Below are 15,557 nucleotides of genomic sequence, written 5' to 3'. Positions count from 1 at the left end.
CCTCCTTCGAGGCCTGGGCCGAGGCCTTGACCGAGGCCGCGAGCTCCTCGGTGGTGGCGGCGGTCTCYTCCAGCGAGGAGGCCTGCTCYTCGGTGCGCTTCGAGAGGTCGTCGGCACCCATGTTGATCTCGCGGGCGGCTAAGCCCACATCGGCCGAGGTCACCTGGATCGTGCGCACCGTCGAGGACAGCCGGTCGACGGTGTCGTTGATCGCGCCCTTCAGCTCGGCGAACTTGCCGCGATAGGCCGAATCCACCCGCACCGTCAGGTCGCCCCCGGCCACCGCCGACAGCGCCCGCGAGAACTCGTTCGTCGCCGAATCCACCACCGCATTGATCTCGTTGATCCCCGCGACCAGGCGCTGCATCTGCTCGTCGGCCTCGTCGATCTTCAGCCGCGCCGAGAAATCGCCGGCAGCCGCCGCAGCGACCACCTCGCCGACATCCGACACCACCGCCTCCATCGACTGCGCCCGGGCGAGACGCGCCGCGGCGGCTGCCTGCTCCTGCTGCTGCAGCTGCGCCACCTGCTCGCTGCTCTCGCGCAGCACCGCGACGGCCCGCGCCATCGTGCCGATCTCGTCCTTGCGGTCGCGATGTGGCACCGCGACCTGCAGCTCCCCCGCCGTCAGCCGGTCCATCACCCCGCTCAGATCGAGCAGGGGGCGCGTCAGCTGGCGCTGGGCGAAGAAGAGGGCGAGCGCCAGCGAGCCGAGCAGCATCACGCCGAGGATGATCGGGAGCATGATCTGAGCCGTGCGGGTGAAAGCGGCGGCGTCCTGACCGAGCGCCTCGCCGGTGGCCTCGTTGCTCTTGGCGAAGCCGACGAGCAGGTCGTTGAGGGCCTTGCGGTTGGCGCGGTTGAGCTCGTTGTTGCCCTGCTCGTTCGCGGCCGTCGTCGAGACCTGCCGGCCGAGACGGATCGTCTCCGAGCGGAAGGCGATGAAGTCCGCGATCGCCTTCTCGATCTCGCGGGCCCGGCCGTGCTCGGCCTCGGGAGCCATCCGCGTCAGGCTCGACGCCAGCGCCTGCAACTGAGGAAAGCGCGCCTCCATGCCCTTGGCGAAGGGCTCGGCATCGGCGGCGCTCTTCGACATGTAGATGCCGCGCGCATCCATCACGACGCCGAGCACATGGCCGTTGATCCGGTCGGTGGCGAGAGCGAGGTCGGCCTGGATGGCGGAGCGCTGGCTGAGATCGCCCGAGCGCGACAGCGCCCACATGCCGAGACCGGAAGCGATGAGGGAGCCGAGCGAGATGATCGCCAGGATCGCGAGGATCTTGATGCGGATGGACTTCAAGGCTTCGTGCCTTCTGGCTGCGGCGCAAGAAAATGCGCGATGACGGACGAAAGGGCAGGCATCGGCTGCACGGGAACGACCACTCATTTGGCCGCGATCATTCCTGCGTTCCTGCGATGATCACTGCAATTCAACTTAAAAACTGTTTAATCGGGATTTCCGGGGAATAGCGGCGTGGCATCCCAAGCTCTTCCTGGGGCTTGATACACGCTGTTTCGGTCGAAATGGCCCGGCTGGCCAGTGCTTACTCAAGGTCGTCGGGACCGAGCGGAAACAAGACAGAATAAGCCCGTAAACCGCGCAGCGCCGGGCACAAAAGCTGCAGCATCGGACTTTTCGCGCGAGCGCATGATATTTCCGGGAAGGCCGCCGCCTGAACCCGGAATGAGAAGCAGCTCGCAAGCCGCTTCTGCGTCGAGTGCGGGCGCTCAGGCGCGGCCGCGCGCGCTCGCCTGCGGCTCGACGCGATGGGTCACGAAGTTGCGGAGTTCCGTGACGCGGCGCTGCGCGTCGAGGACCTCGGCGTCGAGCCCATGGGCCCAGGCGAGATCATGTCGCTGCGGCTCGGCGTCGAGCGCATCCAGCTCGGCCAGCCAGCTCCGGGTGCTGGGTTCGTCCTTCCGGAAACCTTCGGCGATCAGGGTCGGCACCATCCGCCGCAGGATCGACGCCATCTGGCGCAGCGAGAACTCGGGGTGGTACTGCACGCCCCAGAAGGTGCCGCCATCGTGGCGGATCTCGGCGGCCTGCACCTGGCTGTAGGCGTTCGAGGCCAGGATCGTCGTGCCTTCGGGAGGCTGGGCGACGGAGTCGAGATGGATCGCCGGTGCGTCGAAGGCGATCGGGCGGCCGGCGAGCAGCGGATGGATCCGGCCGGCCTCCGTCTGGACGATGCGGCGGGCGAAGCCGACCTCGCGACCGTTCGGATTGCGCGTGACGGTGCCGCCGGCCGCGACCGTGCCGACCTGAATGCCCCAGCACGACCCGAAGCAGGGGGTGCCGCTGGCATAGATCGCGCGCATCAACTCGACCTGCCGGGTGACGGCGGGCTCGATCTCGTAGATGTGCAGGGCCGAGCCGGTCAGCACGATGCCGTCATAGGATTGCAGGCCCGCCCCGTCGGGCAAGTTCGCGCCCGCGTCGGCGGGCAGGCAGATGTCGGATACGATCCCGGGCGCGATCGCCGCGATCTCGGCGGCATAGGCCTCGCCCATCTGCATGCCGTAGGCGGCGGCGTGGTTCTCCCGCTGCTCGCGGGTGTTGCCATCGACGAAGAGCAGGCGGAGCGGGCGGGCGGAAACGTCGATCATCGGGGGCCGGTCGAAAGCTGATGGGGGGCTGGATCACTGGACCCAATACCGTATTCGGCCGGATGATCCAGTTTCGATCTTGCATCGGCTCTTTCCGAAAAGCGCATGCCGCTTTTCGGGCCGCTGCCTCAAGGGATGCGCCGGGCGCCGGGCAACCTTGCGCCTCGTCCCATAGGACGGGGCAGGCGCGCAGGGCTATTGGAAGCCCCCTCCCATTCTCCAAGGCCGCCATCTTGCCACCCGCGCAGACCCTGCCGCAGAGAGCCTGGGCCAACGCCTATCTGCTCCTGACCCTGACGACGCTGATCTGGGCCGGCAACGCCGTGGCCAGCCGGCTGGCCGTGGGCGAGATCTCGCCGATGGCCCTGACCTCGCTGCGCTGGGTCTTCGTCTGCGGCGTGTTGCCGGTGCTGCTGCGGCGCGAGCTGAAGGCCTACGCGCCGGTACTGCTGGCCCATCGCTGGCTGATCCTCGGGCTCGGCGCCTTCGGCTTCACGATCTTCAACGCGCTGATGTACATCGCGGCCTATTCGACCACGGCGATCAATATCGGCATCCTGCAGGGCTCGATCCCGGTCTTCGTGCTGGTCGGCGCCTTCCTGGCCTATCGCACGCCGATCGGCCTGACCCAGGCGCTCGGCGTCGCGGTCACCATCCTCGGCGTCGCCGTGACGGCGAGCCGCGGAGACTTCGCCGTGCTCGCGCAGTTCGCCTTCGTGCCCGGCGACGTCTGGATGATCATCGCCTGCGTGCTCTATGCCGGATATACGGTCGGCATCCGTTCGCGGCCGCCGATGCCGGGCCTGGTCTTCTTCACCGCGCTCGCCATCGTCGCCTGCGCCATGTCGCTGCCGCTGCTTATCGCCGAGATCTGGAGCGGCCATTTCGTCTTCACGGCCAAGGGTTGGCTGATCCTCGCCTATGTCGTGATCGGGCCCTCGATCCTGTCGCAGCTGTTCTTCCTGCGCTCGGTCGAGCTGATCGGGCCCGGCCGCGCCGGCGTCTTCGTCAATCTGGTGCCGGTCTTCGCGCCGGTGCTCTCCGTGCTGATCCTCGGCGAGCAACTGGCCCTCTATCACGGCCTCGCTCTGGCGCTCGTGCTCGGCGGCATCTTCATCGCCGAGCGGCTGGGGCGGAAGGCTTAGCTCTCCGGAAGCGGGTCAAGGTCCCGGCCGCGAATCTTCCCTTCATCGCTCCTGCAGGCTATGCTACCAATGGTTGTGTCGTAGAATAGCGCTCGCATTGGGGGCGCGATATGAAGCGGTTCAGCGTTGCCGTTATCGCGCTCGGCGCGATGCTTTCGCCTCTTGCTGCGCAGACCAACAGCTGCTCCGGAACGGCGCTTGCCGGGATCAAGGGCTTGCCAGGTGCCAGGCTGCTTCAGGATGGCACTGTGCTGGGGCTGGCGAAAATGAACATCAACATCGACGGTTACGGAAAGGCCTATCATCCGGCGAACGCCCAGGCCGGCGCGTTGATCCACCTCTGCAATGCCGGTGAAGTCCACCTTCCGAACGGCAGCAGTTACCATGGCTCGGTGGACAACAGCACTTGCACCGGCCGCTTCATGCAGGACGTGGCGCGGATCGGGGCTGCGGGATGGCAAGACCCGAAGGTCGGGGCCGTGCGCTGGTACGGCATCCTGGGCCGCGGCGAGGCCCGCATGACCTACACGGTCAGGCAGCAGGGCAAGCTGCGCCAGGTCAGCCGCGTCGTGCCCGGCGTCGCTCCGGTTGCGCAGGCGGACGGATCGGGTTTCTACGTTTCGCCGACCACTTTCTTCGATACGACGCTTGCCGACGAGACGGACCAGCGCCGCTATGTGAATGCGCTGCGGATTCCGGCCGCGGTCGTGCCCAATCAGCCGGAACTGAGCCGGCGCGGTGTCGTGATGGGCTCCTTCGGCGTGGCGATCGATCGTCGAAGCGGAATAGCCAAACCCTTCGTGGTCGGCGATTTCGGGCCACGGGTCGGCGAAGGTACGCCGGCGCTCGCCCGGTCGCTGGCCGGTCTCCCGATCACCGACGATGTCACCCGCGCGCAGAGATTTGCCGGTCAGGTCAATCAGCCGCGGATTCTCTGGATCTTCTTCGGCAGCGGTTCCGCGCCGGTGCGGTATCGGCACACCGATGAGCAGGCGCTGGTGCGGTCGGCTCAGGAAGCTTTCCTGCGCTGGGGTGGCGAGGCACGGCTCGCCAACTGCCTGCGGGTCACGCGCTAGCGACCGGGCCGAGGTGCCCGGGCCAACGCTGCGCCTCAGCGCAAGGCGCTCACCGCCAGCCGTGCCACGGCTGCGTGCGCAGCTTCGCGCGCCTTCGCATCGGCCTTCGAGCCCGCGAGATAGACGGCGATGGCGAAGACGCGGCCGTTCGGCAGCGTCACGATGCCGATGTCGTTGGTGGCGTGGTTGACGCCGTCCTGCGTCAGGCCCGCCCCGGTGCGGTGGGCGTAGCGTGAGCCTTCGGGCAGGCCGGCGCGGATGCGCTCGCGGCCGCCGGCATTGTCGAGCATGTGCTTCTCGATCAGCGCGCTATGCGATGGCTCCCGCAGCCAGTTGCCCTTCGCGACCGCCTCGAGCAGGAGCACGCTCGCGCCCGGCGTCGCCTTGTCGCGCTTGTCCTTGAAGGACGCGGCCAGCGCAGCCTGCCGCTTCTTCGGGTCGAGCGCGGCGAGCTGCTTGCGATAGGCCGGCTCGTCGACGACCCTGTCCCAGCCGAAGCCCGGCAGGCCGAAGACCTCGGGCTGGAACTCGCGCTCGTAGCGGTCGATCGAGATGCCCTCGATCCCGCCCGCGCGCAGCATCTCGGACACGACCTTCGGCCCGCCGATCCGGCGCATCAGGTTGTCGGCCGCGGTGTTGTCGCTCTCGGCCGCGGTCAGCCGGATCAGCTCGCGGAGCGTGTAGTCGTTGCTCTCGCCCTTGAACGCCTTGGCGAGCGGGCTGTGATAGAGCGAGAATTCGCTCCGTCGGATGGTGATCTTGTCGTCGAGCTTGAGCTTGCCGGCCTCGACGGCCTGCAGCGCCGCGATCGCCAGCGGCAGCTTGAAGACGCTCTGCATCGGGAAGGATTCATTGCCGCGATGCGACCAGGTCTTGCGGTCCTTGAGGTCGAGCAGGGCCACGCCGAGCCGCCCCTTCGCCTCCCGCTCGATCGCGACGATCTCCTTGTCGAGCTTCGCCTTGTCCCAGTCGGCGAGGGCGGATGGAATCCAGGCGATCTGCGTGGCGAGGAGACCGGCGAGGGCGAAGGCGGCGTGGCGAAGCATGGGCATGTCCTGTGGCGGTGGCGCACAGGAGAGCGGGATTGCGGCGTCAGCGCGGCGGCAGGTCGCAGAAACCGCAGGCCGGTGGCTCGGTGCAGATCTCCAGCTCGAGCGGGCAGTCGCTCTCGATCTCGATGAAGTCGGGCAGGAGCTGCTTCAGCCGCTCGCGCAAGGCGTCGAGCGAGGCGGCTTCCGTGACGATGCCGAGCTCGCCGGCGTCGACGGCGTACCAGAGGCCCGCCTCCTCGTCGCGGCGGACCTCGAAACGTATCGGATCCCTCGTCGCCTCCGGGCGGGAGGCGACGAGGGCTCGCAAGGGATTGAGCACGGTCAGAACCGCAGGCGCCGGGCCCGCTTGACCATCGGGATCTCGTGGATCTTGTCGAGCAGCGCGTCTGAGATCGGCTCGTCGACGGCGACGTAGCAGATCGCATCGCCGCCCGGCTTGTCGCGGCCGAGATTGAAGGTCGCGACATTGACGCCGGCCGCGCCCAGGAGCGAGCCGAACTGGCCGATGAAGCCCGGCTTGTCGGCGTTGCGGACATAGAGCATGTGCGGCGCGAATTCCGCATCGACCTGGATGTCGCGGATCTCGACGATGCGCGGCTTGCCGTCATGGAACACCGTGCCGGAGGCGTGGCGGGGCATGTCCTCGGCATCGACGACGATGCGGATGACGCTTTCGAGATTGCCGGCGACGTCGCGGGTCAGCTCCTCGACGACGATGCCCTTCTCCTTGGCGATCATCGCGGCGTTGACCATGTTGATCTCGGGCAGGAAGGTGCGCAGCACGCCGGTGATCGCGGCGGCCGAGATCGCCTTGAGGTTCAAGGATGCGACCGCGCCCTCGTATTCGATGCGGATGCCCTTGACCGCGGCCTCGGTGAGCTGGCCGAGGAAGGAGCCGAGTTTTTCGGCGAGATCGACGAAGGGCTTGATGCGGGGCGCCTCTTCCGCCGAGATCGAGGGGAAGTTCACCGCATTGGTGATCGCGCCCTTGAGCAGGTAGTCGCTCATCTGCTCGGCGACCTGGAGGGCGACGTTCTCCTGCGCCTCGTTCGTGCTCGCGCCGAGATGCGGCGTGCAGACGACGTTCTCCAGCCCGAAGAGCGGGTTCGTCTCGGCCGGCTCGGCTGAGAACACGTCGAAGGCTGCCCCCGCGACATGGCCGGACTTGATGAGATCGGCCAGCGCCGCTTCGTCGACGAGGCCGCCGCGGGCGCAGTTGATGATCCGAACGCCCTTCTTCGTCTTCGCGAGGTTTTCGGCCGAGAGGATGTTCTTCGTCTTCTCAGTCATGGGCACGTGCAGCGTGATGAAGTCGGCGCGCTTCAGAAGCTCGTCCAGCTCGACCTTCTCGACGCCCAGCTGCAGCGCGCGCTCGGGCGAGAGATAGGGGTCATAGGCGATGACGCGCATCTTCAGGCCGATGGCGCGCTCGGCGACGATGGCGCCGATATTGCCGCAGCCGATCAGCCCCAGCGTCTTGGCGGTGATCTCGACGCCCATGAAGCGGTTCTTCTCCCACTTCCCGGCCTGCGTCGAAACGTCGGCCGAAGGGATCTGGCGGGCGAGCGCGAACATCATCGCGATGGCGTGCTCGGCGGTGGTGATCGAATTGCCGAAGGGCGTGTTCATCACGATGATGCCGCGCGCCGTCGCCGCGGGGATTTCGACATTGTCGACGCCGATGCCGGCGCGGCCGATCACCTTCAGGTTCTTCGCGGCTTCCAGCAGTTTTGCGGTCGCCTTGGTCGCCGAGCGGATGGCGAGGCCGTCATAGTCGCCGATGATGGCGGCGAGCTTGTCCTTGTCCTTGCCGAGGCTCGGATCGAAGGTCACCTCGATGCCGCGATCCCTGAAGATCTGCACGGCGGCGGGGGAGAGGGCGTCGGAAATCAGGACTTTCGGGGCGGCGGTCTGAGCGGTCATGGGAATGGCTCCGGTGGCGCGGCGCTATGGCGCTCTGCGCTGAAAGGGAAAGGGCGCCCCGCCTGTCATTCCGGGGCGGCGCAAAGCGCCGAACCCGGAACCCACGACGGGGTACAACGCTGCGGTTACGGAAGACGCGGTGGAAAGGGCTCGCCCGGTCGTGGGTTCCGGGTTCGCGGGCCTGAGGCCCGCGCCCCGGAATGACCAAGCGAAGCGCTTTCTACGCCGCCTTCTTCCCCAGCCCCGCCTTGGCCTCCTGGAAGGCATAGGCGATCCAGGGCAGCAGCGCCTTGACGTCGCGCGACTGGACGGTCGCGCCGCACCAGATGCGCAGGCCGGGAGGGGCGTCGCGGTAATGGCCGAGATCGTAGCCGGCGCCGGCCTTCTCGATGATGCCGACGACCTTCTTGGCGAAGGCGGCCTGGTCATCGGGCGAGAGCGCCGTCACCGCCGGATCGGTGAACTTCAGGCAGACCGAGGTGTTCGAGCGCGTCTTCGGCTTCACGGCGAGGAAGTCGATCCAGGCGTTTTCGCGCACGAATTTGGCGATGGCGCGGGTGTTGGCGTCGGCGCGCTTCACCAGCCCGTCGAGCCCGCCGACCTTCTTCGCCCATTCCAGCGCGTCGAGATAGTCCTCGACCGCGAGCATGGAGGGCGTGTTGATCGTCTCGCCGGTGAAGATGCCCTCGATCAGCTTGCCGCCGCTGGTCATGCGGAAGATTTTCGGCAGCGGCCAGGCCGGCTTGTAGGTGAGCAGCCGCTCCACCGCGCGGGGCGAGAGGATGATCATGCCATGCGCCGCCTCGCCGCCGAGCACCTTCTGCCAGGAGAAGGTGGTGACATCGAGCTTTGGCCAGTCGAGCTTTTGGGCGAAGGCGGCCGAGGTGGCGTCGCAGATCGTCAGCCCCTCGCGGTCCTCCGCGATCCAGCTGGCATCGACGACACGCACGCCCGAGGTCGTGCCGTTCCAGGTGAAGACGACGTCGCGGTTCTTCGTGTCGACCTTTTTCAGGTTCGGCAGCTCGCCATAGGGCGCGTCGAACGTGCGGACATCGTCGAGCTTGAGCTGCTTGACGACATCGGTGACCCAGCCGGCGCCAAAACTCTCCCAGCTGACCATGTCGACGCCACGGGCGCCGAGCAGGGACCACAGCGCCATCTCGACGGCGCCGGTGTCGGAGGCCGGCACGATGCCGATGCGGTAATCGGCCGGGACCTGCAGCACCTCGCGGGTGAGGTCGATCGCGGCTTTCAGCTTGTCCTTGCCGATCTTGGCGCGGTGCGAGCGGCCGAGCGGGGCGTCAGCGAGGTTCTTGAGGGCCCAACCGGGGCGCTTGGCGCAGGGGCCGGACGAGAAATTCGGCACGCGCGGGCGCGTGCTCGGTACGGTATTCGCCATCGATGTCTCCATCCTTACAGATGGGCGCGCCCCGTTGGGGGGGCGTGTCCCGTCGATGGGGGTAGGATGGGAGGGGGCGGGGAGTCAAGCGGGTTGGCCAGTTGCGTCTTTGCGCTCTGCTTGTTAGCACTTTCTTGCTCTGATCGTGGTATTCGACTGTAGAGTTGAATCAATTCGGTCAATCCGATGACGCCATATCGTTACGTCGCATATATCGATGAAGCTGGTGATCCAGGTCTAAATCGCGTGAAACCTATCGATGAGAGGGGTGCGAGCGAGTGGCTAATTGTTTCAGCTGTCGTCGTCTCTGACGAGAATGAGGCCGGGTGCGATGATCTTGTTCGGTCCATAGCTGAAAATTTCAAGAATTTCCAATCAAACCAGCTTCATTTTGCGAAAATGAATGAATCCAAAAAGGTATATGCTTGTACGAAATTAGCTGAATTTCCGTGCAGGATATTTATCGTTGCGTCGAATAAGAAAAATATGAAGGGCTGGCGCAATAAATTCGCTGAACTAAAATCTCTTGATAAAAATTGGTTCTATTGTTGGCTGACGCGCATATTGCTTGAGCGTGTGACGAATTGGGTAGAGTGCCACTCTGTCGAAAAATACGGTCAATCAGAGAAATTAAAGCTTAATTTTAGTAATAGAGGTGGATTGTCTTATTCTCAAATGAAGACGTATTTTGACTGGTTGAGAATGAAGTCGAGCTCGAATAATCTTTTTCTTCCTCTCGGTGATCTGAGCTGGAGCGTTATGGACCGCGAGTTGGTGGAGATCGCGCCCTCTCACGAAAGAGGCGGTTTGCAGTTAGCTGACATTGCAGCAAGTGCATTTTTCAAAGCTTGCGACAAGTTCGATACCGGTGCCTGCGATCCTCGATTCGCAAAAATTCTCAAATCGAGAATTGCGTCAACACATGATGACGACGGCTATCGCATCTACTCTGGCTATGGGGTCAAGCTGATGCCGTCCTTCAAAGCAGCAAACCTTCTGCCGGAGCAAAAGGAGATATTCGAGTTCTTTGGCTATCTAAGGCAGTGGTGGGATCCGAAACCGTCTACTCCGAGGGCGGATAGCCCAACGTCCAAGTGTTGAGCGTCCCATCGGACGCCACGGGTCGAATCGCCCGCAACCCGATCTCGAAATCCCAATTCTATAATCTCCTTTTTTTTATAAAAATCAATAAGAATCAAAGATTTAGATAAGTCTTTGATTGGACTCCGAATTTGTCGATGGAGCTCCGGCTCTGTATCCTCGCCAGCGCCGTATTGAAGCCGGCGATGCGTGGGGAGGGCGGCAAAAACTTATCCCCGCCCTCCCACGCCACACCTATCCTCACCCCACCTCATCCCCGAGGGGCAGCCATCCGGAGGTGTGCCGTTGGTCGGGACGGGGGCGGCGCCTGCGGGTGGAGTCACGACCCACTCCCGGGAGGCTTCGGGGCACCGCCCTGGGGGTACTACGGCCCCTGTGCGAGGAGCTCGCTGGGAGGATCGGCGGGGAGGCTGAACCCGGCCCAGGATGCGACGAGGTGAAGAACCGAGCTGGCATCGCGGACCGAGGGGAAGCCGAGCCGCCGGACGAGAAGCGCGGCCCGGAGTTACAAAATCGCCGGAAGCGGAGCGCCACGGGGCGTGCGGAAGGTGGCTCAATCCTTCCGCGCCGCATCCTGGCTCAACGGATGCGGCCTTCGACCAACCGCGCCTCGCGGCGCTCCGCTGCCCCTCGTTTGAACGCCGCCGCGCTTCGGTGCGGGCGGGGATCTGGTGTGCGTCAGAGAGGAGGACCGCGGGGAACCCCTCTCCCGGATGGGAGAGGGGCCGGGGTGAGGGACTGCCGCTAATCATTGAAGTGCCGCGGAGCCGTAACGCCTTCTGCGGAAAGGGCAGGCCCTCATCCGGCGCTCCGCGCCACCTTCTCCCATCCGGGAGAAGGAAAGAGGCGTTCAGGTTCGCGGCCCCTCAATCCCCCGTCATCGTCATCTCGGCGTCGACGGCCTTCATCTTCGGATTGGCGGCGCAGAAGGATCTGATCCGGGCCTGGACGGCGGCGGGGTATTCGCCCGTGCTGCGGGCGCCGGCCCTGAGCCAGTCGGCGCAACTCAGATCGCGGTCGGTGATCCGGGCCGCGGCCGGGGCGATGAGGGCAAGGCAGGCGAGGGCGGCGGCCGCGCAGGCGGAAAGTCGCATCGGTGTTTGGTCCTGAAGATCGGCGCCGCGCGTCGCGGCCGGTCATGCGCCGCTCCTGCCCTGCGGGCGCGCGTTTCGCAAATGCGAATGGCGGGATGCGGCTGCGCTGCCGGGGCATTGCGGACGCTGGGTCATGGCCCTGCGTCATTCCCGGGCTGAGCGAAGCGGAGACCCGGGAATCTCCGGCAGGAGAGGACGCGGGTGCCTCGTCTTTACGAGATGCTCGGGGCAAGCCCGAGCATGACGGCTCGGCAGAGCTTATCCCCGCCCTGCCATGCACGCTTATCCTGCCAACGCCTCACCACCGAGGGCGCCCACGCGGCGGCGTGGGCGCGGTGGCATGGGCGCGGTGGCATGGGCGGGTTTCGCGGCGGGCGCCTTGCCTCAGTCGATCGCCTTGATGCTGCCGAAGATCGCGTCGAGCGCCTTTTCGTGGGTGGCGCGTTCCTCGTCGTTGCCCCAGACCGTGATCAGGATCATGCGGTTGTTGCTGGCCGGCATCATCACGAAATCGACCTTGGTCGGGCCGTTGGAATCGGTGGTGCGGAACTGGAAGATGGTCGAGTTGATGCCGTTGATCGGCATGTCGGCCTGGATCGGCTTGACCTGCTTGATCTGGTTGTCCTTCATCCACTTCTCGTTGTTCGCCATCATCTTGTCGACGCCGCGGACGTCGGTGAACTCGACCGAGAGATAGACCGCCTCGTCCTTCGGGCGGGCCTCGTAGCCGTATTCGATCTCCTTGGTGGACCAGCTGTCGGGGATGGACAGGGTGATCGAGGGGTTCTTGTCGGGGATGGCGAAGTTCTTCGCGGCCGCGGGCATGATGAAGAGCAGCGCCGCGACGGCGGCGACGAGGGGGCGGGCGATCGGCATCGGAGGGTTCTCGAGGGCCAGGCGGCTCGTGCCGCCTGCAGCGTCGCAGTCGTGCTGCCGCGCGCATGGAAAAGCAACGCCTTTTCATCGGCTTGTGTCGTAAACCTTAATCGCGTGGCGGGGCGTTGCGCGTGGCGGGGTTGCGGCGGGGCCGGGCGTGGCTTAACCCGGAGGTCCTGCCGCCAAATCTCCGCCGCCCATGACAGCCTCGATCACCGAACGCTATGCCGCCCTGGTCGAGGGCGGGGCCATCGAGCGCGATCCGGCGCAGGTGGCGGTGGTCCGGCGACTGCAGGCGCTGGCCGAGACGCTCGCCGCGCAGCGCCTGGCGCGGAAAAGCAGCGCGCTGGGCTGGCTCTTCGGCAAGAAGAACGCTGCCAAGGATGCGGCGAAGGGGCTCTATATCTGGGGCTCTGTCGGCCGCGGCAAGACCATGCTGATGGATCTGTTCTACGATTCCGTCGCGGTGACGAAGCGCAGGCGGGTGCATTTCCACGAGTTCCTGGCCGATGTGCATGGCCGCATCCACGCCTATCGCCAGAAGCTCAAGACCGGCGAGGTCAAGGATCCGGACCCGATCGGGCCGGTCGCGGCGGAACTGGCAGCCGAGGCGAGCCTGCTCTGCTTCGACGAGTTCACGGTGACGGACATCGCCGATGCGATGATCCTGGGGCGGCTGTTCACGGCGCTGTTTTCGGAAGGTGTCGTGGTGGTCGCGACCTCGAATGTCGAGCCGTCGCGGCTCTATGAGGGCGGGCTGAACCGCTCGCTGTTCCTGCCCTTCGTCGCGCTGCTGGCCGAGAAGGTCGAGGTGGTGAAGCTCGAGGCGCGCACCGATTTCCGGCTCGAGAAGCTCGGCGGCGCGCCGGTCTATCACGTGCCGGCCGATGCGAAGGCCAAGACTGCGCTCGACGACGCCTTCCGCAAGCTCGCCGGCACGCCGCAAGGCCAGACGCTCGTCATCGACGTCAAGGGCCACGACCTCGTCATCCCGCAGGCGGCGGGCAGCGTGGCGCGGGCGCGCTTTGCCGATCTCTGCAGTGCCGCCTATGGCGCCGGGGACTTCATCGCGCTGGCGCAGCGCTTCCACTCGCTGGTGCTGGACGAGATCCCGGTGCTGGCGGATGACCGGCGCAACGAGACCAAGCGCTTCATCATCCTGATCGACGCGCTCTATGAGCATCACGTCAAGCTCGTCGCCTCGGCCGAGGCGGAGCCGCACGAGCTGTATCAGGCCAGGTCCGGGCGCGAGGCCTTCGAGTTCGACCGCACGGTCTCGCGGCTGATCGAGATGCGCTCGGACGCATATCTGGCGCTGCCGCATGGCCGCGTCGATTCCGCCGCGAGCGAGGACACCAGCGGGCTGGTGGAGACCTGAGCGCCATGCCGATGCGCGAGCCGAGCGAGACCCGCATCCTCTCGGTCGCCAGCGAGCATCTGCGCCAGTACGGGCTGAAGCGCTTCACCGTCGTCGCCGTCGCCGAAGAGGCGGGGATGACCCATGCCAATGTCTACCGCTACTTCCCCTCGCGCGCGGCGCTGGTCGATGCGGTGGTCGATGTCTGGCTCAAGGCGACGGAGCGGCGCCTTGCCGACGTCGCCGACGGACCGGACCCCGCCGACGACAAGCTCGAGCGGCTGATCCTGGCGCTGGCCAAGGCCAATCGCGACCTGCTGAGCGACGACCCGCATCTCTTCGCCGCGTTGTCGCTGGCGGTGGCGAAGCGGCATGCGATCAGCCGCCGCAACCGGACGCGGGTGCGGGCGCTGTTCGAGCGCGTGGTGGACGAGGGCATCGCCACCGGTGTGTTCGAGCCGCGCGACCGCGACCGGGCGATCGCCTTCGTGATCGACGCCACCCATCGCTTCATCCATCCGGCTTCGCTGGCGCTGGAGGGAGACGTGCCCCAGGCCTCGGTCGACGCCCGGCTCTCGACCCTGATACGGGTCATCCTGCGGGTGCTCGGCAGCGGCATCGTGTGAAAATTCCGGTAACAAGTAACAGAATTCGTAAATTGTAATCGGCCGAAATCTGAACGCCTGCGGGACCAACCGCGAGCGAGTGCAGCGCAAGCCATTGAAAACGCAAGACTGACGCGGCTCGTGCGTGGTTAACGCCCGCGGCGCCCGAGAAAAGCCGCTTTTGCGGCGAGGGTTGCGGCAAAAGCCCGGTTTGGGCCAAAGGAACCGACGGTTTCGCCGGTTCTCCGGCATTTCGCAGCGTCAAGACAAAGGACTAGGCAATGGCCCGTAAGAAGATCGCCCTCATCGGGGCCGGCCAGATCGGCGGCACGCTGGCCCATCTCGCCGGCTTGAAGGAGCTCGGCGACGTCGTGCTGTTCGACATCGCCGACGGCATCCCGCAGGGCAAGGGCCTCGACATCGCCGAGTCCGCTCCGGTCGACGGCTTCGACGCTGGTTACAAGGGCACCTCGTCCTATGAGGACATCAAGGGCGCCGATGTCGTGATCGTCACCGCCGGCGTGCCGCGCAAGCCCGGCATGAGCCGCGACGACCTGATCGGCATCAACCTCAAGGTGATGAAGGCGGTCGGCGAGGGCATCAAGACCTATGCCCCGAAGGCCTTCGTGATCTGCATCACCAACCCGCTCGACGCCATGGTCTGGGCGCTGCAGAAGTTCTCCGGCGTCAAGCCGAACATGATCTGCGGCATGGCCGGCGTGCTCGACTCGGCCCGCTTCCGCCACTTTCTGGCCGATGAGTTCCAGGTCTCGGTCAAGGACGTCTCGGCCTTCGTGCTCGGCGGCCATGGCGACGACATGGTGCCGCTGGTCCGCTATTCGGGCGTCGCCGGCATCCCGCTGCCGGATCTCGTCAAGATGAAGTGGACGACGCAGGAGCGCATCGACGCCATCGTCGACCGGACCCGCAAGGGCGGCGGCGAGATCGTCAACCTGCTCAAGACCGGCTCGGCCTTCTACGCTCCGGCGGCGTCCGCCATCGCGATGGCCGAAAGCTACCTCAAGGACCAGAAGCGCGTGCTGCCTGCTGCGGCTGCGCTCAAGGGCCAGTACGGCGTGCGCGACATGTTCCTGGGCGTGCCGGTCGTGATCGGCGCCAAGGGTGTCGAGCGCGTCGTCAAGATTCGCCTCAACGGGCCGGAGAAGGAGATGCTGGCGAAGTCGGTGGCTTCGGTCCAGGGCCTGATCGACGCCTGCAAGAGCATCGATTCGTCACTCGCGTGAGTTAAGCGAGGGCGGCGGGCGCGGGTTCGCGTCGCCGCCCTTTCGTCAATTTCTGTCGCTGCCAGGGAAACCGAG

General features: G+C 65.8%; 14 protein-coding genes. 6 read left to right on the top strand and 8 right to left on the bottom strand.

What is annotated here, in order from left to right:
- Both ASE63_RS05425 and ASE63_RS05420 read right to left on the bottom strand, forming a co-directional pair.
- On the bottom strand, window positions 1-1,300 hold a 1,300-nt coding region (locus ASE63_RS05425; protein WP_162261721.1), incomplete at its 3' end, for a HAMP domain-containing protein.
- A gap of 428 nt (window positions 1,301-1,728) precedes the next feature.
- Window positions 1,729-2,610: a type 1 glutamine amidotransferase gene (locus ASE63_RS05420; protein WP_056797649.1), complete on the bottom strand. Its 882-nt coding sequence runs from the start codon at window positions 2,608-2,610 to the stop codon at window positions 1,729-1,731.
- Between the two features lie 233 nt (window positions 2,611-2,843).
- Between ASE63_RS05420 and ASE63_RS05415 the strand changes: the two genes are divergently transcribed.
- On the top strand, window positions 2,844-3,755 hold the full coding sequence (locus ASE63_RS05415; protein ID WP_244491282.1) for a DMT family transporter: 912 nt from the start codon (window positions 2,844-2,846) through the stop codon (window positions 3,753-3,755).
- Between the two features lie 266 nt (window positions 3,756-4,021).
- Window positions 4,022-4,831, top strand: a complete 810-nt coding sequence (locus ASE63_RS05410; protein ID WP_200962526.1) for a hypothetical protein — start codon at window positions 4,022-4,024, stop codon at window positions 4,829-4,831.
- Between the two features lie 35 nt (window positions 4,832-4,866).
- Here ASE63_RS05410 and bla read toward each other — a convergent pair whose 3' ends face one another.
- From bla to ASE63_RS05390, 4 genes are all read right to left on the bottom strand, one after another.
- Window positions 4,867-5,877, bottom strand: a complete 1,011-nt coding sequence (gene bla, locus ASE63_RS05405) for a class A beta-lactamase (protein WP_056797644.1) — start codon at window positions 5,875-5,877, stop codon at window positions 4,867-4,869.
- Between the two features lie 46 nt (window positions 5,878-5,923).
- Complete coding sequence (locus tag ASE63_RS05400; protein WP_056797640.1) at window positions 5,924-6,202, bottom strand: DUF1902 domain-containing protein; 279 nt, start codon at window positions 6,200-6,202, stop codon at window positions 5,924-5,926.
- Window positions 6,203-6,204: 2 nt separating this feature from the next.
- Window positions 6,205-7,806, bottom strand: a complete 1,602-nt coding sequence (serA, locus tag ASE63_RS05395) for a phosphoglycerate dehydrogenase (protein ID WP_056797638.1) — start codon at window positions 7,804-7,806, stop codon at window positions 6,205-6,207.
- A 220-nt stretch (window positions 7,807-8,026) separates the two neighbouring features.
- Window positions 8,027-9,217: a phosphoserine transaminase gene (locus tag ASE63_RS05390; RefSeq protein WP_244491281.1), complete on the bottom strand. Its 1,191-nt coding sequence runs from the start codon at window positions 9,215-9,217 to the stop codon at window positions 8,027-8,029.
- A 174-nt stretch (window positions 9,218-9,391) separates the two neighbouring features.
- Between ASE63_RS05390 and ASE63_RS26410 the strand changes: the two genes are divergently transcribed.
- Window positions 9,392-10,306, top strand: a complete 915-nt coding sequence (locus tag ASE63_RS26410; RefSeq protein ID WP_082609677.1) for a DUF3800 domain-containing protein — start codon at window positions 9,392-9,394, stop codon at window positions 10,304-10,306.
- Between the two features lie 866 nt (window positions 10,307-11,172).
- Here ASE63_RS26410 and ASE63_RS05385 read toward each other — a convergent pair.
- Window positions 11,173-11,400, bottom strand: a complete 228-nt coding sequence (locus ASE63_RS05385; protein WP_056797636.1) for a hypothetical protein — start codon at window positions 11,398-11,400, stop codon at window positions 11,173-11,175.
- 384 nt (window positions 11,401-11,784) lie between these two features.
- Window positions 11,785-12,276, bottom strand: coding sequence for a hypothetical protein (locus ASE63_RS05380; protein ID WP_056797630.1), 492 nt, complete (start codon window positions 12,274-12,276; stop codon window positions 11,785-11,787).
- Between the two features lie 199 nt (window positions 12,277-12,475).
- Here ASE63_RS05380 and zapE point away from each other — a divergent pair, with 199 nt between their 5' ends.
- The 3 genes from zapE to mdh all read left to right on the top strand — a co-directional run bounded on the left by zapE (window position 12,476) and on the right by mdh (window position 15,482).
- Complete coding sequence (zapE, locus tag ASE63_RS05375) at window positions 12,476-13,654, top strand: cell division protein ZapE (protein WP_056797628.1); 1,179 nt, start codon at window positions 12,476-12,478, stop codon at window positions 13,652-13,654.
- Window positions 13,655-13,659: 5 nt separating this feature from the next.
- Complete coding sequence (locus ASE63_RS05370) at window positions 13,660-14,259, top strand: TetR family transcriptional regulator (RefSeq protein ID WP_244491280.1); 600 nt, start codon at window positions 13,660-13,662, stop codon at window positions 14,257-14,259.
- A gap of 260 nt (window positions 14,260-14,519) precedes the next feature.
- Window positions 14,520-15,482: a malate dehydrogenase gene (gene mdh, locus ASE63_RS05365; RefSeq protein WP_056797622.1), complete on the top strand. Its 963-nt coding sequence runs from the start codon at window positions 14,520-14,522 to the stop codon at window positions 15,480-15,482.
- Window positions 15,483-15,557: the final 75 nt, after the last annotated feature.

Origin of the sequence: Allobosea sp. Root381, assembly GCF_001429395.1 — a bacterium.
GTDB lineage: Bacteria > Pseudomonadota > Alphaproteobacteria > Rhizobiales > Beijerinckiaceae > Allobosea.
Note: the sequence above shows the minus strand (reverse complement) of the source record. Positions and strands in the feature narration are given on the sequence as shown.

What these genes read in the sequence shown, in the direction of transcription:
- ASE63_RS26410 (WP_082609677.1), top strand. Translation starts at nt 9,392, where the DNA reads ATGACGCCATATCGTTACGTCGCATATATCGATGAAGCTGGTGATCCA.
- serA (WP_056797638.1), bottom strand. Translation starts at nt 7,806, where the DNA reads ATGACCGCTCAGACCGCCGCCCCGAAAGTCCTGATTTCCGACGCCCTC.
- ASE63_RS05410 (WP_200962526.1), top strand. Translation starts at nt 4,022, where the DNA reads ATGAACATCAACATCGACGGTTACGGAAAGGCCTATCATCCGGCGAAC.
- ASE63_RS05380 (WP_056797630.1), bottom strand. Translation starts at nt 12,276, where the DNA reads ATGCCGATCGCCCGCCCCCTCGTCGCCGCCGTCGCGGCGCTGCTCTTC.
- ASE63_RS05385 (WP_056797636.1), bottom strand. Translation starts at nt 11,400, where the DNA reads ATGCGACTTTCCGCCTGCGCGGCCGCCGCCCTCGCCTGCCTTGCCCTC.
- ASE63_RS05370 (WP_244491280.1), top strand. Translation starts at nt 13,660, where the DNA reads ATGCCGATGCGCGAGCCGAGCGAGACCCGCATCCTCTCGGTCGCCAGC.
- bla (WP_056797644.1), bottom strand. Translation starts at nt 5,877, where the DNA reads ATGCTTCGCCACGCCGCCTTCGCCCTCGCCGGTCTCCTCGCCACGCAG.
- ASE63_RS05420 (WP_056797649.1), bottom strand. Translation starts at nt 2,610, where the DNA reads ATGATCGACGTTTCCGCCCGCCCGCTCCGCCTGCTCTTCGTCGATGGC.
- ASE63_RS05390 (WP_244491281.1), bottom strand. Translation starts at nt 9,217, where the DNA reads ATGGAGACATCGATGGCGAATACCGTACCGAGCACGCGCCCGCGCGTG.
- zapE (WP_056797628.1), top strand. Translation starts at nt 12,476, where the DNA reads ATGACAGCCTCGATCACCGAACGCTATGCCGCCCTGGTCGAGGGCGGG.
- mdh (WP_056797622.1), top strand. Translation starts at nt 14,520, where the DNA reads ATGGCCCGTAAGAAGATCGCCCTCATCGGGGCCGGCCAGATCGGCGGC.